The organism is Halopseudomonas nanhaiensis, assembly GCF_020025155.1.
GTDB lineage: Bacteria > Pseudomonadota > Gammaproteobacteria > Pseudomonadales > Pseudomonadaceae > Halopseudomonas > Halopseudomonas nanhaiensis.
In genome coordinates this window covers 1-21,377 of the sequence record NZ_CP073751.1, presented here as the reverse complement: position 1 = coordinate 21,377, position 21,377 = coordinate 1, and the positions used below count along the sequence as shown (strand labels likewise).

Genomic DNA, 21,377 nt, shown 5'->3' with positions numbered 1-21,377 from the left:
GTTCCGGTACACGCAGTGCTCTCCCGGCGGCGACGCCGCGCTTGACTGAGCCGACCCCTGCGATCAGGCGGGACGGATGATCTTTTCGGTTCGTACGTCCCTAATGATACTGGGATTGCGCTGCCCCCCCAACGGTCCGCAAACGACGTCATCAAGCATGTCGTGAAAATACTGCTCCACGCGCAATCGCGAGCGGGCGGGCGGGCGCCCGGCGGGGTTGGCGGACGTGGACACCAGAGGTCCGGCTACCTTGCACAGGCGTTGCACCAGCGGGTGCGCACTGACCCGCAGCGCGACGGTGTCATGCTCCCCGGTGATCCAGGCCGGCAGGCGCCCCTCGTGCGGCACCAGCCAGGTATGCGGGCCGGGCCAGGATAACCGCAGCCGGGCGAGCTGGGCGTCGGGCAGATCCCAGAGCAGGAAGTCGAACTGATCTATATCGCCGGCGACGAGGATCACGCCCTTTTCCGCCGGACGCTGCTTGATGCTCAGCAGGCGCTCGACCGCGTCGGCTTTCCACGGGTTGCAGCCGAGGCCCCACACTGCTTCGGTGGGGTAGGCGATGACACCGCCCGCATGGAGGATTCGGTCGACCTGTCGTGCGCGCCATGTTGCCAGCATATGTACCCTCGCTTGTCTCGTATGACTGCGACAGTAGCGGAGCCGGCGTGCCCGCTCAAGCGCGAACGCGTGTATAGCCGTGGGCGGTCTGCTGCACGAGACCATCAAGCTCGAGTTCGAGCAACCCTTGCAGCACCTGCTGGACCGGCATCCCGCTTTGCATGCTGAGCCGGTCTGCGCTGAGCGGGTCGTAGCCCAGCCAACGCAAGAGCGGATGCCTCGGTTCCGCCGTCTCGGTCGGCTGCGCGTCCAGCGCCTGGCGCAGCGGCACGCGCAGCACGCTCAGCACATCGGCAACGGTTTCGACCAGATGCGCACCCTCGCGCAGCAGTTTGTTGCAGCCCCGGGCCTGCGTGTTGTGAATCGAACCGGGCATGGCGAACACCTCGCGGTTCTGCTCCAGCGCCAGCCGCGCGGTGATCAGCGAACCACTGTTGAGGCTTGCCTCGACAACCAGCGTACCCAGAGAGAGTCCACTGATGATCCGGTTGCGGCGTGGAAACTGGCCTGGCTGTGGCCCGGCATCAGGCGGCATCTCGGAAACCAGCGCACCACCCCGCTCGACGATGGCTTCGGCCAGCTGCCGGTGACGATGCGGGTAACAGCGCTGCAGTCCGGTACCCCACACCGCGACGGTCGGCCCACCGGCGGCCAGCGCGCCCTGATGACAGGCGCCGTCGATACCCAGCGCCATACCGCTGGTCACCACCAGCCCCTGCTCGGTGAAGCAGCGAGCGAAATCATGGGCGGTCGCCGCCCCATGCGGACCGGGGTGGCGCGTGCCGACCATGGCCAGCTGCGGGTCGCTCAGTACCTCCGGGTTACCACGGACGTACAGCACTAACGGAGGGTCGGTGATCTCGCGCAGCAGCGGCGGATAGGCCGGATGCTCGAGCCACAGAAGATGGTTGCCGGGCTGCTCGGCCCAGGCGATCGACGCATCGATGCGGGCCTGGAGTTCGGCGTCTCCCTGGCGGTAGCGCAACACACTGGCAACCACGCGGCCTTGCAGGCCGAGGGAGCGCAAACGGGTGAGATCGAGGTTTAACAGATCGACGGGAGAGGCAAGCGTTTCGAGCAGTTGTCTCACGCCTTTCGGCCCAAGGCCGTCGAGCATGGAAAGGGCCAACCAGGCCTGCCGGGTTCCGGACAGGGTAGACATGAATCATCCTTGAACGGGGAAGGGCGCCGCCGTGGCGGCGCCCGGATACATCAGGGGTTGCGGACCTTGTCCATGATCGCCAGTTGGCGGCGGGCGTTGAGCACGATCCCGTAGCTCATCTTCTCGTAGGCACGGAACACCATGAGCAGGCCGGCGCGCTCGTCGGGCAGCTGGACCCGTTCGTTCTGCACACGGTCCCGCACGGTCTCGCCGGTCTTGTAGATGGCCAGCACGGAACCTTCCTCCAGCCCGTCACGCTTGCCCTTGTTCAGCAGGACCACATCGTACTGGCCGATCTGGGTCACGCCGTTGGGCACATCGACGATGAGACCGTCGATTTCCTGGTCTGGATCGGTCGGGAAGAAGGTCGAGGAGATCGGGCGTTCTTCTGTCTTCAGCAGCCGGTCACCGATACGCACTTCCTGGCGGCTGCGCGTCACGTTGAGCGTGGTGATGTCATCCTCGGTCGCCACGACATCGGCGTTGCCGATATCCTGCGCATGCAGGCCCAGCAATTCGCCGGTCTGCGGATCGCTGTAGGCCTTGCCGCGACGGTAAATGCCGAACGCCGGTACACCTTCCTCGATCTCGCCGCGGGCGTAGACGCGATTCCCCGCGCCGGCGACGACGCTCTCGGCTTCGCCGCCAATAACGTACGGTGCGGTTTCAAGCGGCTCGGCGCTGTCGAGGATGCGCCCGGCATTGAGGAACGAATTGATCGCTTCCAGCGGGATGGTCGGGATGGCCTCGGCTACCGGCTTGGCGCGTACGGTAGGCGACAGCTTGATGGTACCACCAGCACCCCGGTTGACCGTCAGGCGCGGCTGGCCATCGACGTACACCAGCGAGATGACATCGCCGGGGTAAATGAGATGGGGGTTGTCGATCTGCGGATTGGCGTGCCAGATTTCAGGCCATTTCCACGGCAGACTGAGGAAGCGCCCGGCGATATCCCACAGCGTATCGCCCTTGACCACCTCGTAGCTTTCAGGATGACCTTCCCTGAACGCGGACTCCTGGGCCTGGGCCCAAACGCTCACACCGAGCAGCAGGAGGCCGAGTAATGTTTTCCTCATGACACGAATCCCTTTATTATGTAGGCCAGCACCCCGGGTCCTTGGCAGAGTACGTATAGCAGACCCGCTTATTTCCAAGCTGCTCAATCTTAGCAGCACAACTAATTTCCATTCCACAAATGCATCACAAACCGACATGGCTATTTTGAATATTCTTGAATTCCCCGATCCACGCCTGCGCACCATCGCCAAGCCGGTGGCTACGGTGGACGACCGCATCCGGCAACTGGTCGACGACATGTTCGAGACCATGTATGCCGCGCCAGGGATTGGTTTGGCTGCAACGCAGGTCAACGTACACGAACGCGTCGTGGTGATCGACGTGTCCGAAGACAACAGCGAGCCGCTGGTCTTCATCAACCCGGAACTGGAGCCGCTGACCGACGATCTGGAAGAGATGCAGGAAGGCTGTCTCTCGGTGCCCGGTTTCTACGAAACCGTGACCCGCCCCGAGCGCGTGCGTGTCAAGGCACTGGACCGTGACGGGCAGCCGTTCGAGACAGTTTGCGAAGGGCTGCTCGCCGTTTGCATCCAGCACGAATGCGATCACCTGAACGGCAAGCTGTTCGTCGACTATCTTTCCAACCTCAAGCGCGATCGGATTCGCAAGAAGCTGGAAAAACTGCACAAGCAGCAGGCCAGCGCCTGAGCGCCGGACACACTCGCAAGGCTTGCTTCGGCAAGCCTTTTTTCTACGGATGCCCATGAACTCTCAGCCCGAGCCAATCAACTCGCTGCGTCTGGTCTTTGCCGGAACGCCGGAATTCGCCGCTGCGCATCTGTCGGCACTGCTCGCAGCAGGCCTCGATATCGTTGCGGTCTACACCCAGCCTGACAGGCCAGCCGGCCGTGGACAGAAGCTGGCCACGAGCGCAGTCAAGCAGCTGGCCGTGCAACACGGTCTACCTGTGTATCAACCGCAAACACTGCGCGATGCCGACGCGCAGGCGCAGCTCGCGGCGCTCAAGCCCGACCTCATGGTCGTGGTGGCGTACGGGCTGATATTGCCGCAGGCGGTGCTCGATATCCCCCGGCTGGGCTGCATCAACAGCCATGCGTCGCTGCTGCCCCGCTGGCGTGGCGCCGCACCGATTCAGCGCGCCATCGAAGCCGGGGACAGCGAGAGCGGCGTCACGGTCATGCAGATGGAGGCGGGGCTGGATACCGGCCCCATGCTGCTCAAGGCGGCCACGCCCATCAGCTGCAGCGATACCGGTGGTGCACTGCACGATCGCCTGGCCGAGCTGGGTCCGCCGGCGGTCATCGAGGCGATCCGGGGGCTGGCGTCCGGTTCGCTACACGGTGAGTCTCAGGACGACAGCCAGGCGACCTACGCGCACAAGCTGGGCAAAGCCGATGCGCGCATCGACTGGGCACGTCCCGCAACCGAACTCGACTGCATGATCCGGGCATTCAATCCGTGGCCCCTGGCCCACGCGCGCTGGCAGGATCAGCCGCTCAAGGTCTGGCAGGCCATACCCGAAGAGGGCGACGGCGAGCCCGGTCAGATACTCGACTGCAGCCGTTCAGGGTTGCTGGTGGCCTGCGGTGAACAGGCGTTGCGCCTGACCCGGTTGCAGCTGCCCGGGGGCAGACCACTTGATTTCGCCGATCTGTACAACGCGCGACGCGAGCAGTTCACGGTTGGCTCCCTGCTGGGCAACGGCCTGTGAATCCGAGGCTTGCCGCAGCCAGAGCACTTGCTGCAGTCAGTGCCGGAAAGGCCTCCCTTGGCGGCAGTCTGCCCGCTCAGTTGCGCAGCGTCGCGCCGCGCGATCAGGCACTGACCCAGGAGCTGGCATTTGGCACCGCGCGCTGGTGGCCGCGGCTGGACATTCTCGCCAACGCACTGCTGGACAAGCCGCTCAAACCGGCCGAAGTCGAATTGCAGGCGTTGCTGCTCATCGGCCTATACCAGCTGCTGTACATGCGCATTCCTGCTCACGCGGCAATCAGTGAGACCGTGAGTGCCGCCAACGCCCTGAAAAAACCCTGGGCGCGGGGCATGCTCAACGCCGTACTGCGCCGCGCTCAGCGCGAGGCGGTGGATCTGCTACCTACGCTCGAGCGCGATCCCGTCGTGGTCACCGCCCACCCGCGCTGGATGCAGAAGCGCCTCAAGGCGCAATGGCCCGAATACTGGCAGGCCATCTGCGAGGCGAACAATCTGCATCCGCCGATGACCCTGCGCGTCAACCTCCGGCATGGCTCGCGTGAGACGTACCTGAGCCGACTGACCGAAGCAGGCATTGCAGCACATCCCACGGCTTACAGTCCCACGGGGGTGACGCTGATGGCCCCCTGTGATGTGCAGCAGTTGCCTGGGTTTTCCGACGGTCATGTCAGCGTACAGGACGAAGCCGCCCAACTGGCCGCCCCGCTGCTGGAAAGCGCGGCAGGCCATAGAGTGCTGGATGCATGCTGCGCACCTGGCGGCAAGACCGGGCATCTGCTGGAAGCCACGCCCGGCCTCGCCGAGCTGGTAGCTCTGGATGCCGAACCGCTGCGACTGGAGCGCGTTCGCGAGAATCTGCAGCGATTGCAGCTGGATGCGACACTGATTGCAGCCGATGGCCGCGCGATTGCGCAATGGTGGGACGGTCGACCGTTCGACCGCATTCTGCTCGACGCGCCCTGCTCGGCTACCGGTGTCATCCGTCGGCATCCGGACATCAAGCTGACCCGGCAGCCGGACGATATCGAGCGCCTCGCTGCCCTGCAGGGCGAGCTGCTCGATCAGCTCTGGCAGACCCTCGCGGTGGGCGGGCAACTGGTGTATGCCACCTGCTCGATCCTCCCCGAGGAAAACACGCAGGTGATTCAAGCCTTCCTGCAACGCGAGCCCGGGGCACGCGAGCTGCCGATCATCGGCGCCTTCGGACTGGTCCAGCCCTGCGGCCGGCAGCTGCTACCGCAGCCCGATGGCCACGATGGGTTCTACCTGGCCAGGCTCATCAAGATTTCCGCCAGCACCAGGCAAGACGGCTACACTGCTGCAAGCAAGGAGACGTCCTCTTCATGAAGATCATCATTCTTGGCGCAGGCCAGGTAGGCGGCAGCCTGGCAGCAGAGCTCGCCAGCGAAGCCAACGACATTACCGTTATCGACACCGACGCCGTCCGACTGCGCGAACTGGGCGATCGGCTGGATATCCGCACGGTCATCGGCCGCGGGTCCTTCCCGCCGGTATTGCGCCAGGCTGGCGCCGACGACGCCGACATGCTCATTGCGGTTACCAGCAGCGATGAGACCAACATGATCGCCTGTCAGGTGGCGTACACGCTGTTTCGCACGCCAACCAAGATCGCCCGCATACGCGAATCGGCCTACCTCACCCGCGGCGGCCTGTTTCACAACGAAGCGGTACCCATCGACGTACTGATCAGCCCCGAACAGGCGGTGACCACCTACGTGAAACGCCTGATCGAGACGCCCGGCGCGCTGCAGGTTCTCGATTTCGCCGAGGGCAAGGTACAGCTGGTCGCGGTTCGCGCCTTCTACGGCGGGCCGCTGGTTGGTCAGGAGCTGCGCTTCCTGCGCCAGCACATGCCTGGCGTCGATACGCGAGTCGCCGCGATATTTCGCAAGAATCGCCCCATCCTGCCGCAGGGCGATACCGTCATCGAAGCGGATGACGAGGTGTTCTTCATCGCCGCCACGCCGGATATCCGCTCGGTGATGAGCGAGCTCAGACGGCTGGAGAAGAATCACAAGCGCGTGGTGATCGCCGGAGGCGGCAACATCGGCGAGCGCCTGGCCGAAGCGCTGGAAACGCGGTATCAGGTCAAGATCATCGAGATGAACAAGGCCCGCGCCGACTATCTCTCGCAGAACCTCGACCGCACCGTGGTGCTGCACGGCAGCGCCTCGGATCGCGAGCTGTTGGTCGAAGAGAACATCGAGGAAGTGGACATCTTCTGCGCCGTCACCAACGACGACGAAGCCAACATCATGTCATCGATGCTGGCCAAGCGACTGGGTGCCCGCAAGGTCATGGCGCTGATCAACAACCCGGCCTACGTCGATCTGGTGCAGGGTGGGGAGATCGACATTGCCATATCCCCGTCGCAGGCGACCATCGGCACGCTGCTGGCCCACGTTCGCCGTGGCGACATCGTCAACGTCTATTCGCTGCGTCGCGGTGCCGCGGAAGCGATCGAGGCCGTCGCTCACGGGGACGCCCGCTCTTCAAAAGTGGTCGGCAAGGCGATTCGCGATATCGATCTGCCTCCGGGCACCACCATCGGCGCCATCGTGCGCAACGAGAAGGTACTGATCGCCCATGACTCGACGGTGATCGAGTCGGACGACCACGTGATTCTCTTCGTGATCGACAAAAAACACATTCGGGACGTCGAACGGCTATTCCAGGTCGGGCTGACGTTCTTCTGATCAGGCACAGGTAAGCGCCCCATGCAGTACTCGCAAATCCAGCGCATCCTCGGCATCCTGCTCATGCTGTTTTCCACCAGCATGCTGCCATCGGCGGGCGTGGGCTGGTTTTACGGTGAGCAGGCGCGGGAAGCGTTTCTCGTCGGCTTCGCGGTTACCGCACTGGCCGGCTTCCTCATCTGGCTGCCGGTACGCCGCCAGCGTAACGAGCTGCGCACCCGCGACGGGTATCTGATCACCGTACTGTTCTGGCTGGTTCTGGGGCTGTTCGGGGCGCTGCCGCTGTACCTGCTCGAGCTGCCCGACCTGAGCGTGGCCGATTCGGTATTCGAGTCCTTCTCCGGGCTGACCACCACCGGCGCGACGGTTATCACCGGCCTGGATACGCTGCCGCGCTCGTTACTGTTCTACCGTCAGCAGCTGCAATGGTTTGGCGGCATGGGGATCATCGTGCTGGCGGTAGCGATTCTGCCGCTCCTCGGGGTGGGGGGCATGCAACTGTACCGCGCGGAGATGCCCGGGCCGCTGAAGGAAAACAAGCTAACGCCGCGCATCGCCGAAACCGCCAAGGTGTTGTGGTTTATCTACGCCGGATTGACTCTTGCCTGCGCGCTCGCCTACTGGGCCGCCGGCATGACCCTGTTCGATGCAATCGCACACAGCTTTTCTACCGTTGCGATAGGCGGGTTCTCTACGCATGACGCCAGCATCGGTTACTTCGACAGCGCGCTGATCGAGTTCATCTGCATCGTGTTCATGTTCATTTCGGGCATCAACTTCGCGCTGCACTTCCTGTCGTGGCGTTTTCGCTCGCTGAAGAACTACTGGCTCGACGTGGAGTGCCGCGCGTACATACTGATCCTGCTCAGCCTGTTCCTCATCTGCTGCGCGTTCCTCATTCACTACCAATACTTCGACGTCTGGACGTCGGTTCGCTACGCCGCGTTCCAGACCGTATCCATCGCGACCACGGCAGGCTTCGGCGTGACCGACTTTTCGGCCTGGCCAACGGTACTGCCGTTCCTGCTGCTCTACGCGAGTTTCATCGGCGCCTGTGCCGGGTCTACCGGTGGCGGCATGAAGGTGATCCGGGTCATCCTGCTGTACAAACAGGGCACGCGTGAAATCAAGCGACTGCTGCACACCCACGGCGTATTTCCGGTCAAGCTCGGCGGCAAGCCGGTGCCGGACCGGATAGTCGAAGCGGTGTGGGGGTTCTGCGCCGTATACGTGTTCACCTTCGCCGTGCTGTTTCTGATTCTGCTCGGCACGGGCCTGGATTTCGTCACGGCGTTCTCGGCCCTGGCCGCCTGCATCAACAACCTGGGTCCGGGGCTGGGAGACGTATCGGCGCACTACGGTGGGCTGAGTGCCACCGTCAAATGGATTCTGAGCTTCGCCATGCTGTTGGGGCGTCTCGAAGTCTTCACCCTGCTGGTTCTGCTGACACCAATGTTCTGGCGCCGCTAGTTCAGAGCGGGTCCTCGTCGAGAAAGGCCATCCCGGCGCCTTCTCCGGGGATGATCCGCTGGATCTGCATGGCCAGAACCGGTGCTTCGATGGGCATGTCCTGAACCTGACCCTGCACCTTGGTGCCGGGGGCAAGGGAGGCCAGCTCGGCGTTCTCTACAAAGACGCCGCCGTCGGAAAGATCGCGCGTGAAGCCGTAAACGTCGCCGATCTGCGGATGGCTGATCTTGATACGGCAGCGCATCGAGGTGCGCGGATACTGTCGCTGGTTGGCCACGGCACAGGTCCTTCTGGTTGGGGTGGGTCAGTACCACTTCTTCTCGCCGAGGGGGCGCTTCTTGAACCGCTTCATCGACCACATGTACTGACTGGGCCAGGTTCTTACATAGCGCTCGATCACCGCGCTCATGACGGCTACCGCCTCATGTTCATCGCTACTGTAAAGCGCCTCGGGCGCCGCTTCCAGTATCACCTTGAACCCCGAATTGTCCGGCAACCGGATGCAATGCAGAAACAGCGCGCGGGCCTTGCCGCTCTTGAGCATGCCGGGAACGAACTTGCTGGTCAGCGCCTGAACACCGAAGAAGGGCACGAATACCCCACTCTTGAGCGCCGGTTCCGGGTCCGCGGGTATGCCTACTGCACCTCCGCTTCGGACCTCCTTCATCACGCTGATGATGCCTTCGCGAGTCGAAGCGGCAACCTTGTTGCCCAGCTGGGTACGTTGTCGCTTGAGCAGATCGTCCACCGCCTTCTGCTTCGGAGGGCGATAGAAGATCACCGGCGAACACTTCGAGCAGTAGTAGTGGTTGAGCACCTCCCAGTTACCCAGATGACTGGTGATGCAGACCAGACCGGTCTCCGCTGCCAGCGCCTCTTCCAGCAGATGTTCGCCCTCTACCTCCTTGATCAGCTTGAGCGTCTTGTGTGGCGGCCACATCCAGGCGCAGGCGCTTTCGGCGAAACTGCGGCCGGTGTCGAGCAACGTGCGGCGGATCAGATCGCTACGGTCGGTCTCGGAAAGCTCCGGCATGCAATGCTCGAGGTTGATGCGTACCACCTCGCGGGACCGGTTGGGCAGCGCCCACATCAGCCAGCCCACACCGGCGCCCAGCCGCTGGGCCAGGGGAAACGGCAATAGCGAAAACAACTTGAGAAAGCCGACGATGAATGCGCCCTTTAACCGCTCCACGCGCTACTCCAACAGGTTCAAAGGGGCCATTGTAAAGCGCATCTGCGCTGACCGCGACCGCCGCTCAATTCAGCTGCGCGTGGCGAAAGCAGTCGGTCGTGTGGTCCATGACCATCCCGGTCGCCTGCATGAAGGCATAGCAGATGGTTGGCCCGACGAAGGTGAAGCCGGCCTTGCGCAGGGCGCGGCTCATCGCCTGCGCCTCGCTGGTGATCGTGGGGATCTCGGCAAAGCTGTGAAAACGATTGATCTTCGGCTCGCCACCCACGAAGGCCCAGAGCCACTCGCCCGGATCGGACTGTTCGGCCAGCTGCAACCAGGCGCGCGCGTTCTGCCGCGCACCGTAGACCTTGAGGCGATTGCGGACGATGCCGGCATCCTGCAGAAGTGCCTGCAGCTGCTGATCACTCTGCCCAGCCATGAATGAGGGGTCAAAGCCACGGTACACCTCGCGATACCGATCGCGCTTTTTGAGGATGGTGATCCACGACAGCCCCGCCTGAAAGCCATCGAGCAGAAGCTTTTCGAACAGCCGCTGCGCGTCCCACTCGGGCACTCCCCATTCGGTGTCATGATAGAGCTGATACACCGGGTCGCTCGAGCACCACTGGCAGCGAACCCGCCCGCTTGCAGGACCTTCAGACATGCGGCATCTCCTCGTCACAGTGTTAAGCGGTTATACCCGTCCCGGCGTGCGCCGCAAAGACCTGACGACCCACCATCTGCGAATTGGCGCGCTTTGTGTATGCAGGCCTCTTCTGACTGTATACTTCCGCCTTCTTCGAAGCCTCACCAGGTGAAAACGTGACTCACAACAATCCAGCCGTGCGCACCTTCCAGGGTCTGATCCTGGCCCTGCAAAACTACTGGGCAGAGAAGGGCTGCGTGATCCTGCAACCCTACGACATGGAAATGGGCGCCGGCACCTTTCATACAGCCACCTTTCTGCGCGCGATCGGCCCGGAAACCTGGAACGCCGCCTACGTGCAACCGAGCCGGCGCCCGGCCGACGGCCGCTATGGCGAGAACCCGAACCGTCTCCAGCATTACTATCAGTTTCAGGTAGTGCTCAAGCCGAACCCGGAGGACATCCAGGAGCTGTACCTGGACTCGCTGCGGCACATCGGTGTGGATCCCCTGGTGCATGATATCCGCTTCGTCGAAGACAACTGGGAATCGCCAACACTTGGCGCCTGGGGCCTGGGCTGGGAGGTCTGGCTCAACGGCATGGAAGTGACTCAGTTCACCTACTTTCAGCAGGTCGGCGGCGTAGAGTGCTACCCGGTGACCGGCGAGATCACCTATGGCCTGGAGCGCCTGGCCATGTACCTGCAAGGTGTCGACTCGGTCTACGATCTGACCTACTCCGATGGCCCCTTCGGCAAGGTCACCTACGGCGACGTGTTCCACCAGAACGAAGTGGAGCAGTCTTCCTACAACTTCGAACACGCCAATGTCGACAAGCTGTTCGAGCTGTTCGATTTTTACGAAGCCGAGGCCAACCGGCTGATGAGCGCCGAACTGCCGTTGCCTGCCTACGAAATGGTGATCAAGGCTTCGCACACCTTCAACCTGCTTGATGCCCGTCGGGCCATCTCGGTGACCGAACGTCAACGATACATTCTGCGCGTGCGCGCGCTGGCGCGATCGATTGCACAAAGCTATCTGCACGCCCGCGCCAAACTCGGCTTTCCCATGGCCACCCCCGAATTGCGTGACGAAGTACTGGCCAAATTGAAGGAGGCCGAATGATGCAGGCACAGGATTTTCTGGTAGAGCTGGGCACCGAAGAGCTTCCCCCCAAGGCACTCAAGCGTCTCGCCGAAGCCTTCCTGCAGGGCGTCGAGACAGGTCTTCGCGAAGCTGGTCTGGCCTACGAAGCAGCTCGCTGTTATGCCGCGCCGCGCCGTCTGGCCGTGCTGGTCGAACGGCTGGCTACCCAGCAGCCTGACCGTACCAGCCAGATGGATGGCCCGCCCGTCCAGGCAGCGTTTGACGCCAGCGGTCAGCCGACCCAGGCCGCGCTGGGTTTCGCTCGCAAATGCGGGGTAGACGTCGACCAGCTTGACCGCAGCGGCCCGAAGCTGCGCTACGTGCAGGCTATTCCGGGTCAGCCGGCCAGCGAACTGCTGCCGGATATCGTCGATGCAGCGCTGGCGGCGCTGCCTATCCCCAAACGGATGCGCTGGGCCGATCGCAAGACCGAATTCGTACGGCCTACGCAGTGGCTGGTAATGCTGCAGGGCGATGCCGTGATTCCCGCAGAGATCCTTGCGCAGCGCTCGGGACGCGACTCGCGCGGTCATCGCTTCCATCACCCGGACCTCGTGGAGATCGGCTCGCCGGCGAGCTATGCCGAGGACCTGCGTCAGGCGTCGGTCATTGCGGATTTCGCAGAGCGTCGCGAAATGATTCGATCGCGGGTCGAACAGCTGGCCAGCGAGCAGCAGGGCAAGGCCATCATTCCGGACGATCTGCTCGACGAAGTGACCGCGCTGGTGGAATGGCCGGTACCTCTGGTCTGCAGCTTCGAGGAACGCTTTCTCGATGTCCCGCAGGAGGCGCTGATTTCCACCATGCAGGACAATCAGAAATATTTCTGCCTGCTCGATGCCAATGGTCGGCTGCTTCCGCGCTTCATCACCGTCGCCAATATCGAGAGCGAGGACCCGGGGCAGATCATTTCCGGAAACGAGAAAGTGGTACGGCCGCGTCTGACCGATGCCGAATTCTTCTATCGTCAGGACCAGAAACAGCCGCTGGAAACCCGCAATCTGCGCCTGGCGAATGTTGTATTTCAGGCGCAGCTCGGGAGTGTCTACGACAAGGCCGTGCGCGTGTCGCAGCTGGCCGCCTCCATTGCGTCACAGATCGGCGGGGATGCCGAGCGCGCCGCCCGCGCCGGCCTGCTCAGCAAATGTGATCTGGCGACGGAAATGGTGGGTGAATTTCCCGAGCTGCAAGGCATCGCCGGTTACTACTACGCCCGACACGATGGTGAGGCCGAGGACGTGGCCCTCGCGCTCAATGAGCAGTACATGCCGCGCGGGGCAGGCGCGGAGCTGCCAACCACGCTGACCGGGGCGGCGGTGGCGCTGGCCGACAAACTGGATACCCTGGTGGGTATCTTCGGTATTGGCATGCTACCTACCGGCAGCAAGGATCCCTACGCGCTGCGCCGGGCTGCCCTGGGCGTGCTGCGGATCCTTATCGAGAAGAAACTCGAGCTGAACCTCATCGGTGCGCTGCAGACTGCGGTGCAGCAGTACGCTGACAAGGTCCAGCAGGACGGTCTGGTGGGCCAGGTGCAGGATTTCATCTTCGATCGATTGCGTGCGCGTTATGAAGACGAGGGCATCGATGTTGCGGTCTACCAGGCGGTTCGTGCTGTGGCGCCGGCCTCTCCGCTGGATTTCGACCAGCGCGTACAAGCCGTTCAGGCCTTCCGCCGCTTGCCGGAGGCTGCCGCTCTGGCGGCAGCGAATAAACGCGTATCGAATATCCTCGCCAAAGCCGAAATGGGCATCAGCGAAGCCATTGACCCCTCCCTGCTGCAAGAGGGCGCCGAGCAGGCGCTGGCAACGTCCATTCAGCATGCAGAGCAGTCCATCGCTCCGCTGGCGCAGCAACGCGAATATCAGCGCACCCTCGAGACGCTCGCCAGCCTGCGCGAACCGGTCGATGTCTATTTCGATCAGGTCATGGTCAATGTCGACGATGCCGCCGTGAAGGCCAACCGATACGCGCTGCTGGCGCGGTTGCGCGGGCTGTTTCTCGGCGTAGCTGACATCTCGCTGCTCGGTTGACCCTATGAAGCTGATCATTCTCGACCGTGACGGCGTGATCAATGTCGACTCCGAGGAGTACGTCAAATCGCCCGAGGAGTGGATCCCCATTCCCGGGTCGATCGAGGCGGTGGCCCGACTCACGCGCGCCGGCTGGACCGTGTGTGTGGCGACGAACCAGTCAGGGCTCGCCAGAGGCCTGTTCGACGTCGCCGCGCTGGAAGCCATGCACGACAAAATGCGGGGGCTGGTAGAGCGGGCAGGGGGCGCGCTGGAAATGATAGTGTATTGTCCTCACGGCCCGGACGACAGCTGCGATTGCCGCAAGCCGCTATCGGGGCTGTTCCAGCAGATCGCCGACTATTACCGTATCCCCCTCACCGACGTGCCGACAGTGGGCGACAGCCGTCGTGATCTCGAGGCCGGCAGTGCCCTGGGCTGCACGCCTTATCTGGTCCGCACAGGCAAGGGCCGCAAGACTGCGTCGCAGGCACTGCCCGCGGGAACGCAGATTTTTGATGATCTGGCTGCCGTTGCCGAGCACCTTCTGGAAACCCAAGCATGATGGCTGCGCGTGTCGTTCTGTTCTACCTCCTGTTGTCTGCCAGTGCGGGCCTCTGGGGCCTGCTCATGCTGATCATCGCTCCACTGATGCCCTACCGCTGGCGTTACCACATGATTGTCAACTGGTGGTGCCGGTGCGCCGTATGGCTGACCCGGACCATCGTCGGTATCCGCTATGAGGTCATCGGCCGCGACAACATACCTGATCAGCCGGGCGTGGTCCTCTCGAACCATCAGAGCACCTGGGAGACCTTCTTTCTCCAGCAGGTGTTTTTGCCACAAACTCAGCTGATCAAGAAAGAGCTGTTGTATGTACCGTTTTTCGGCTGGGCCTTTGCGTTGGCCCGGCCCATTGCCATCGATCGCAGCAATGCGCGGGATTCACTCAAGCAGTTGAGCAAGGAAGGCGGTGAGCGGCTTGCCGAAGGCAGCTGGATACTGGTATTCCCGGAAGGGACCCGCGTCCTTCCCGGTCAACCGGCGAAGTTTTCCCGTGGAGGCGCTGCGCTGGCCTGTACCAACATGGCACCGGTGGTGCCGGTCGCGCATAACGCGGGTGAGTTCTGGCCCAAGGCCGGGTGGGGCAAGCGTCCGGGGACGGTGACCGTGATGATCGGCCCTCCGATCTATCCGAAGGGTCCCGATCCTCGCTCGATCGTCGAGGTCAACCGGCAGGCCGAAAGCTGGGTCAACGAGGCGCTGGAGTCGATGCGCAACCCACCAGCAGACGCCGGTGCACCCATGTCCAACGCAACGGCATAGAAGCGGGCTACCGCTTACAACCTATTGATATTAAAAGAAAACCTGGCCTTGCCGGGTTTTCTTATTGCTACAGCCCGGCCGGTTTAGACGTCCAGGTTCGACACGGCGAGCGCATTACTTTCGATGAACTCGCGGCGTGGTTCAACGTGGTCGCCCATCAAGGTATTGAAAATCTGATCGGCCGCGATGGCGTCTTCAACGTTGACGCGCAGCATGCGACGGCTATCCGGATCCATGGTGGTCTCCCACAACTGGTCGGGGTTCATCTCACCGAGACCCTTGTACCGCTGGATGGTATGACGGCGAGCGGTCTCGTTCATCATCCAGTCCAGACCATCCTTGAAATGCGTGATGGGCTTCTTCTTCTCGCCGCGCTGCATGTAGGCGCCTTCTTCGAGAAGGCTCTGCAATTTTTCGCCGAGTTCAGCCATGGTTCGGTAGTCATTGCTGGCAAAGAGATCGCGATTGAAGGTGTGATAGCTGGGCAGGCCATGCGACACCGTTTCCACCTCGGGAAGCCAGAGATGCCGCTCGCGATCCTCTCGCAGGCTCACGGCGTAATGCGTCCCTGATGTCTCGGTGGCCTTGATGACCTCTTCGAAGCGAGCGATCCAACCGTCCATGAAACTCTTGTCAGCCAGATTATCGACGGACAGACGCGGCAGGTAGATGAAATGTTCCATCAGTTCCTGCGGGTAAAGGCGAGAGAGCCGCTTTAGCGTCTTCATTACCGAACGGTATTCCTGAACGATGCGCTCGAGACCTTCACCGGTAATGCCCGGTGCATCTTCGTTGACGAAGAGATAGGAGTCCTCCAGCGCCGACTGCGTCAGATACTCCTCCAGTGCTTCGTCGTCCTTCAGGTACTGTTCCTGCTTTCCTTTCTTGATCTTATAGAGCGGCGGCTGCGCAATGTAGATGTAGCCCTTCTCGATCAATTCAGGCATCTGACGGAAGAAGAAGGTCAGCAGCAACGTACGGATGTGCGAGCCGTCGACATCCGCATCGGTCATGATGATGATGTTGTGATAACGCAGCTTGTCCACATTGAATTCTTCGCGGCCGATACCGCAGCCCAACGCAGTAATCAGCGTACCGACTTCAGCGGACGACAACATTTTGTCAAAACGCGCCTTCTCCACATTGAGAATCTTTCCCTTGAGCGGCAGGATGGCCTGGGTCTTCCGGTTGCGACCCTGTTTCGCTGAACCACCGGCGGAGTCGCCCTCCACTATGTAGAGTTCGGAGAGGGCAGGGTCTTTCTCCTGACAGTCAGCCAGTTTCCCAGGCAACCCTGCGATATCCAGAGCACCTTTGCGTCGCGTCATCTCCCGAGCCTTACGCGCCGCTTCACGGGCACGGGCGGCATCAATCATCTTGCCGACTACGGCCTTGGCTTCGTTGGGGCTCTCCAGCAGATAATCGGCGAACGCCTTGTTCATCTCCTGTTCCACCGCGGTCTTCACCTCCGATGAAACCAGCTTGTCCTTGGTCTGGCTGGAGAACTTCGGATCCGGCACCTTGACCGATATGATCGCAGTCAGTCCTTCACGGGCGTCATCGCCGGACGTATTCACCTTCAGCTTCTTGAGCAGGCCTTCCTGCTCGATGTAGGTGTTCAGGGTGCGGGTCAATGCGCTACGGAAACCAGCCAGGTGTGTCCCACCGTCGCGCTGAGGAATGTTGTTGGTGAAGCACAGGATGCTTTCGTTGAAGCTGTCGTTCCATTGCATGGCGATCTCGACAGCGATGCCATCGTCGCGCTGCAGGTTGAAATGAAACACCGAGTTGATCGTCGACTTGTTCACATTCAGGTATTCGACGAATGCGCGCAGCCCGCCCTCGTATTTGAACAGCTCGTGCTTACCGCTGCGCTCATCCCGCAGATTGATGCCCACACCTGAATTCAGGAACGACAACTCCCGAAGGCGCTTGGCCAGGATATCCCAGCTGAATGTCAGACTGGTGAACGTCTCGGAGGAAGGCTTGAAGTGGATCTGGGTCCCGGTCGTGTCCGTATCACCAACGGGTCTCAGCGGCTCCTGCGGAACCCCGTGACTGTACATCTGTTCCCATACCTTTCCTTCGCGGCGAATGGTCAGCACCAGCGTCTCTGAGAGCGCGTTGACGACCGATACGCCAACACCGTGGAGGCCGCCGGAGACCTTGTAGCTGTTGTCATCGAACTTACCACCGGCGTGGAGCACCGTCATGATGACTTCGGCAGCAGATACACCCTCCTCGTGGATATCAACAGGGATACCCCTACCGTTATCGCGTACAGTGATCGACTCATCCGTGTGTATGACGATGTCTATGTCAGAACAATGCCCGGCGAGCGCTTCGTCAATTGAATTGTCGACCACTTCGAAAACCATGTGATGCAGACCGGTGCCATCATCGGTGTCACCGATGTACATACCCGGGCGCTTACGTACTGCGTCCAGGCCTTTCAGCACTTTGATACTTGAGGAATCGTAGGCTCTGTTTTCGCTCATTTTATACTCGCTTCAGACATCACTCGGTCTGCATTATGTGGCCATGTTCCACGTGGAACATGGCTAAAGGCGTTCCAGTTTGCCAGCTGCCGTGCAGCTGGCCGGCCTCGACACAGGTGATGAACACCTGACAGTCTAGGTCCGACAATAAACGACACAGCGCATCGCGATGCTGCTGGTCCAGTTCGGAGGGGAGGTCGTCCACCAAATAAAGACAGTGCGCAGCCCTCCCGACCGCTTTGAGTAACACTCCCTGTGCGATCTTCATCGCCGCGACCACTAGCTTTTGCTGGCCTCTAGACAGAACGTCCACTGCGCTCATGCCCCTGATACGCAGGCGCAGGTCGGCTCTCTGGGGACCGGCCTGCGTATGGCCTAGCTGGACATCGCGATCCAGCTGAGATGCAATTACGTCGGCAAGCGGCCGTTCCTTATCCCAACCCCGGTAATAGCTGAGCGATAGACCATCAAGTTCGATCAGCCTGCGCAGCGTTTCTTCGAATACAGGCTTTAATCGCACGATGTAATCGCGGCGAAGCTGGTCGATGGTCTCACCCGCCAGGCACAGTTCGCTGTCCCATACGGCAAGCAGAGAGCGATCGATTCTACCACGTCGCAGTAGCGAATTCCTTTGCTTGAGGGCCTTTTGCAGCCGCTGCCATGCCGCCAGAAAGTTATGTTCCACGTGGAACACACCCCAGTCGAGAAACTGCCTACGCTGTTTGGGGGCGCCTTCAAGGAGTCGAAAACTATCAGGGTTGATCAGCTGGATCGGCAGAATCTGGACCAATTCAGACGCGGCACTGACCGTCCGGCCATCAATTCGAATCTGAAAATCAGCATTGCGATCTCGCGTAACCCCGAGCAAATGCCGGCCTGCATCGGCATCCAACTGACCGAACACGGTGCAACTATCGAGATCATGCTGAATGACCGGTTGCAGGCGGGTGCTACGAAACGAACGCGCCAACCCGAGAATATGAATGGCTTCCAGCAGACTGGTCTTGCCGCTGCCGTTGGAACCGGAGATGAGGTTGATGCGAGGAGAGGGATGCAGCGTCACCGGTTGAAGATTGCGCACTCCGGTGACGCTCAGGCGGGTCAGAGCCATTGACTGGCCGTAGGATCAGAGGCGCATCGGCATGACGACGTAAACACTGTCATCAGTTTCAGACTCCTGAACGAGCGCACTGCTGTTGGCGTCGGCAAGAACGATCTTGATCTGCTCGTTGGTCAAAACACTCATGACATCAAGCAGGTAACTAACGTTGAATCCGATTTCCAGCGTCGAACCGCTGTAATCGACCACGATGTCTTCCTCGGCCTCTTCCTGCTCGGGGTTGTTGGCCTGAATCTTGAGCAAGCCATCATTCAACATGAGGCGAATGCCGCGGTACTTTTCGTTCGACAGGATTGCCGTACGGCTGAAAGCATTGCGAAGGGCCTGACGGTCAGCAAGGACGATCTTGTCGCCGCCCCGTGGCAGTACACGCTCATAGTCCGGAAATTTGCCATCTACCAGTTTCGAGGTGAAGGTGAAATCACCTGTGGTAGCACGAATGTGATGGGTCCCAAGCACGATGTTGACCAGATCATCAGCCTCACCGAGCAGACGGGCAAGTTCAAGTATTCCCTTGCGCGGCACAATGAGCTGATAGCGGTCCTGGTAATCGATCCCGGCGTCGACGGTACACATCGCCATGCGGTGACCGTCCGTCGCTACCGCGCGCAGCTGGCCGCGATTTATTTCCAGCAACATACCGTTGAGGTAATAACGAACGTCCTGTTGGGCCATCGCAAAGCTGGTCCGTTCGATAAGACGACGCAGCTTGCTCTGGCCGATAGCGAAGCTCATCGCGCCAGGCCCGTCTTCGACATTCGGGAAATCCGTCGCCGGGAGGGTGGCCAGTGTGAAGCGGCTGCGACCTGCCTTGATCAGCGCCTTGTTCTCTTCGACCTTGAACGTCAGCGCCACATCATCAGGCAGTGATTTGCAAATATCCATCAGCTTGCGCGCCGGCACCGTTATCTCGCCGGCTTCGGCTGTCTCATCCAGCTGAATGCGGCCGACCAGTTCGACTTCCAGATCGGTGCCGGTCAGTGACAGAGTATTACCATCGACCACCAGCAGAACATTGGACAACACCGGGAGTGTCTGACGCCGTTCCACTACCCCGGCAACCAGTTGCAGGGGCTTCAACAGGGCTTCGCGCTGAATGGTGAATTGCATTGTCTTCCTTCGACCTCGTGCAGGATGGCATCTAAGCTGAACCCTTCACCACTCAGGTGGTAAGCGTCCTCAGCAGGTTCTTGTAGTCTTCCCGGATATCCGCGTCTATCTCGCGCAACTCGGCGATCTTGCGCGTGGCGTGCAGCACGGTTGTGTGATCCCTGCCGCCGAAGGCATCACCGATTTCCGGAAGACTATGATTGGTCAATTCCTTGGAAAGCGCCATGGCTACCTGGCGCGGACGCGCAACCGAGCGCGACCGGCGCTTCGACAGAATGTCCGCAACCTTGATCTTGTAATACTCCGCTACCGTGCGCTGAATGTTGTCAATACTGACCAGCTTGTCCTGCAGTGCCAGCAGATCCTTGAGCGATTCGCGGATGAGCTCGATGGTGATATCCCTCCCCATGAAATGGGCGCTGGCGATGACACGCTTGAGCGCACCCTCAAGCTCGCGAACATTCGAGCGTATACGCTGGGCAATGAAGAAGGCGGCATCGTGCGGCAGGTCAATGCGCGATTGCTCGGCCTTTTTCATCAGGATCGCGACGCGGGTCTCCAGCTCAGGCGGCTCCACCGCAACCGTGAGTCCCCAACCGAAGCGAGATTTAAGGCGCTCCTCGAGACCATCGATCTCCTTGGGATAGCGGTCACTGGTGAGGATGACCTGTTGTCCGCCTTCCAGAAGCGCGTTGAAGGTATGGAAGAACTCCTCCTGGGAGCGCTCCTTCTTGGCGAAGAACTGGATGTCGTCAATCAGCAGCGCATCTACCGAGCGGTAGTAGCGTTTGAAATCGTTGATCGCATTCATCTGCAGCGCCTTGACCATATCCGCGACAAAACGCTCGGAATGCAGGTACACGATCTTCGCAGCAGGATTCTTCTTCAGCAGATGGTTGCCCACCGCATGCATGAGGTGGGTCTTGCCGAGCCCGACGCCCCCATAGAGGAACAACGGGTTGTAGCCGTGCTTGGGATTGTCCGCCACCTGCCAGGCTGCCGCTCGGGCCAACTGGTTCGATTTACCTTCGACGAAGTTCTCGAAGGTAAAGCTGCGATTCAGATAACTGGTGTGCTTGATCACCGGTGACCCCGGTGATGCCTGGTCCGCGCGCTGTGGTGCAGGAATGTCCTCGTTGGATTCGGCTGGAGGATACGATTCCTGCTCCACCCGCAGTGGCGGAGCGCTGGCCTGCGTGCGAGGCGATACAGGTGTGTTGCTCGAAGAGGGAACGGGCGCGGGCGAGGCAGCGCTGCCCGCTACCGCTGAAGTACCCATGCGGCGACTGCCTATCAGCAACGAGACCAGCGGCGCCTGACCCTGGGAGAGATCGTCGAGCAGTTCCTGAATCCGATTGAGGTACTTATCGTTCACCCAATCGAGAACGAACCGGTTAGGCGCATAGAGGCGCAGCTCACCGCTATCGCCATCGACCTGCAGGGGACGAATCCAGGTATTGAACTGTTGGGATGGTAGCTCATCACGCAAAAAGTCGATGCATTGCTGCCAGAGTGCAACAGACACAATATTCCCCCGGTACGCCAACCTGAGCGGCTTTTCTTGAATGAAACAGTGCACGTCACTGTGCAGCCATTCCGGTGAATCAGAGCTGGATATTCTAGCG

Annotated in this window: 19 protein-coding genes; 9 read left to right on the top strand and 10 right to left on the bottom strand. The window is 61.0% G+C overall.

Annotation, left to right across the window (positions count from 1 at the left end; genetic code table 11):
* Positions 1–63: 63 nt before the first annotated feature.
* From tsaC to KEM63_RS00085, 3 genes are read right to left on the bottom strand one after another with little or no spacing between them, the layout of a single operon-like run.
* A complete protein-coding gene (tsaC, locus tag KEM63_RS00095) occupies positions 64–621 on the bottom strand; it encodes an L-threonylcarbamoyladenylate synthase type 1 TsaC (RefSeq protein WP_223653795.1) in 558 nt (185 codons plus the stop codon).
* 55 nt (positions 622–676) lie between these two features.
* Entirely contained in the window at positions 677–1,783 is a 1,107-nt protein-coding gene (gene dprA / locus KEM63_RS00090) for a DNA-processing protein DprA (protein WP_223653786.1), read from the bottom strand.
* 50 nt (positions 1,784–1,833) lie between these two features.
* Positions 1,834–2,859 carry a LysM peptidoglycan-binding domain-containing protein gene (locus KEM63_RS00085; RefSeq protein ID WP_223653785.1) on the bottom strand — a complete coding sequence of 342 codons (1,026 nt, stop codon included), beginning with the start codon at positions 2,857–2,859 and terminating at the stop codon, positions 1,834–1,836.
* A 136-nt stretch (positions 2,860–2,995) separates the two neighbouring features.
* On the opposite strand from KEM63_RS00085, the gene def reads away from it, so the two are divergent.
* The 5 genes from def to KEM63_RS00060 are packed head-to-tail and all read left to right on the top strand — an operon-like array spanning position 2,996 to position 8,721.
* Positions 2,996–3,508, top strand: coding sequence for a peptide deformylase (def, locus tag KEM63_RS00080; RefSeq protein WP_223653782.1), 513 nt, complete (start codon positions 2,996–2,998; stop codon positions 3,506–3,508).
* 55 nt (positions 3,509–3,563) lie between these two features.
* Complete coding sequence (gene fmt / locus KEM63_RS00075) at positions 3,564–4,532, top strand: methionyl-tRNA formyltransferase (protein ID WP_223653780.1); 969 nt, start codon at positions 3,564–3,566, stop codon at positions 4,530–4,532.
* Positions 4,529–5,881: a 16S rRNA (cytosine(967)-C(5))-methyltransferase RsmB gene (gene rsmB, locus KEM63_RS00070; RefSeq protein WP_223653778.1), complete on the top strand. Its 1,353-nt coding sequence runs from the start codon at positions 4,529–4,531 to the stop codon at positions 5,879–5,881. Before fmt ends, rsmB begins: the two co-directional genes overlap by 4 nt.
* Entirely contained in the window at positions 5,878–7,251 is a 1,374-nt protein-coding gene (gene trkA, locus KEM63_RS00065) for a Trk system potassium transporter TrkA (protein WP_223653776.1), read from the top strand. Before rsmB ends, trkA begins: the two co-directional genes overlap by 4 nt.
* 21 nt (positions 7,252–7,272) lie before the next feature.
* Positions 7,273–8,721 carry a TrkH family potassium uptake protein gene (locus tag KEM63_RS00060; RefSeq protein WP_223653774.1) on the top strand — a complete coding sequence of 483 codons (1,449 nt, stop codon included), beginning with the start codon at positions 7,273–7,275 and terminating at the stop codon, positions 8,719–8,721.
* Position 8,722: 1 nt separating this feature from the next.
* On the opposite strand, the gene KEM63_RS00055 is transcribed toward KEM63_RS00060, so the two are convergent.
* The 3 genes from KEM63_RS00055 to KEM63_RS00045 all read right to left on the bottom strand — a co-directional run bounded on the left by KEM63_RS00055 (position 8,723) and on the right by KEM63_RS00045 (position 10,559).
* Positions 8,723–8,998, bottom strand: a complete 276-nt coding sequence (locus KEM63_RS00055) for a PilZ domain-containing protein (protein WP_223653772.1) — start codon at positions 8,996–8,998, stop codon at positions 8,723–8,725.
* 27 nt (positions 8,999–9,025) lie between these two features.
* Positions 9,026–9,913: a lysophospholipid acyltransferase gene (locus KEM63_RS00050; RefSeq protein ID WP_223653770.1), complete on the bottom strand. Its 888-nt coding sequence runs from the start codon at positions 9,911–9,913 to the stop codon at positions 9,026–9,028.
* A 64-nt stretch (positions 9,914–9,977) separates the two neighbouring features.
* Positions 9,978–10,559 carry a DNA-3-methyladenine glycosylase I gene (locus tag KEM63_RS00045; RefSeq protein WP_223653768.1) on the bottom strand — a complete coding sequence of 194 codons (582 nt, stop codon included), beginning with the start codon at positions 10,557–10,559 and terminating at the stop codon, positions 9,978–9,980.
* A 158-nt stretch (positions 10,560–10,717) separates the two neighbouring features.
* Between KEM63_RS00045 and glyQ the strand changes: the two genes are divergently transcribed.
* Genes glyQ through KEM63_RS00025 form a run of 4 tightly spaced genes read left to right on the top strand, consistent with a single transcriptional unit; the run spans position 10,718 to position 15,024 of the window.
* The gene (gene glyQ / locus KEM63_RS00040) at positions 10,718–11,665 is read left to right on the top strand and encodes a glycine--tRNA ligase subunit alpha (protein WP_223653766.1); all 948 of its coding nucleotides are present in this window, start codon (positions 10,718–10,720) and stop codon (positions 11,663–11,665) included.
* Positions 11,665–13,719, top strand: coding sequence for a glycine--tRNA ligase subunit beta (glyS, locus tag KEM63_RS00035; protein ID WP_223655906.1), 2,055 nt, complete (start codon positions 11,665–11,667; stop codon positions 13,717–13,719). The genes glyQ and glyS overlap by 1 nt, the downstream gene beginning before the upstream one ends.
* Before the next feature lie 4 nt (positions 13,720–13,723).
* Positions 13,724–14,263 carry a D-glycero-beta-D-manno-heptose 1,7-bisphosphate 7-phosphatase gene (gene gmhB, locus KEM63_RS00030; RefSeq protein ID WP_223653764.1) on the top strand — a complete coding sequence of 180 codons (540 nt, stop codon included), beginning with the start codon at positions 13,724–13,726 and terminating at the stop codon, positions 14,261–14,263.
* Complete coding sequence (locus KEM63_RS00025) at positions 14,260–15,024, top strand: lysophospholipid acyltransferase family protein (protein ID WP_223653762.1); 765 nt, start codon at positions 14,260–14,262, stop codon at positions 15,022–15,024. Before gmhB ends, KEM63_RS00025 begins: the two co-directional genes overlap by 4 nt.
* A gap of 83 nt (positions 15,025–15,107) precedes the next feature.
* On the opposite strand, the gene gyrB is transcribed toward KEM63_RS00025, so the two are convergent.
* The 4 genes from gyrB to dnaA are packed head-to-tail and all read right to left on the bottom strand — an operon-like array spanning position 15,108 to position 21,343.
* Positions 15,108–17,522, bottom strand: coding sequence for a DNA topoisomerase (ATP-hydrolyzing) subunit B (gene gyrB, locus KEM63_RS00020; protein ID WP_223653754.1), 2,415 nt, complete (start codon positions 17,520–17,522; stop codon positions 15,108–15,110).
* Positions 17,523–17,541: 19 nt separating this feature from the next.
* Positions 17,542–18,633 (bottom strand): DNA replication/repair protein RecF, encoded by a 1,092-nt coding sequence (recF, locus tag KEM63_RS00015; RefSeq protein ID WP_223653752.1) that lies wholly within the window; start codon positions 18,631–18,633, stop codon positions 17,542–17,544.
* A 15-nt stretch (positions 18,634–18,648) separates the two neighbouring features.
* Positions 18,649–19,752 carry a DNA polymerase III subunit beta gene (dnaN, locus tag KEM63_RS00010; RefSeq protein WP_223653750.1) on the bottom strand — a complete coding sequence of 368 codons (1,104 nt, stop codon included), beginning with the start codon at positions 19,750–19,752 and terminating at the stop codon, positions 18,649–18,651.
* A gap of 52 nt (positions 19,753–19,804) precedes the next feature.
* Positions 19,805–21,343, bottom strand: a complete 1,539-nt coding sequence (gene dnaA, locus KEM63_RS00005) for a chromosomal replication initiator protein DnaA (protein WP_423747871.1) — start codon at positions 21,341–21,343, stop codon at positions 19,805–19,807.
* Positions 21,344–21,377: the final 34 nt, after the last annotated feature.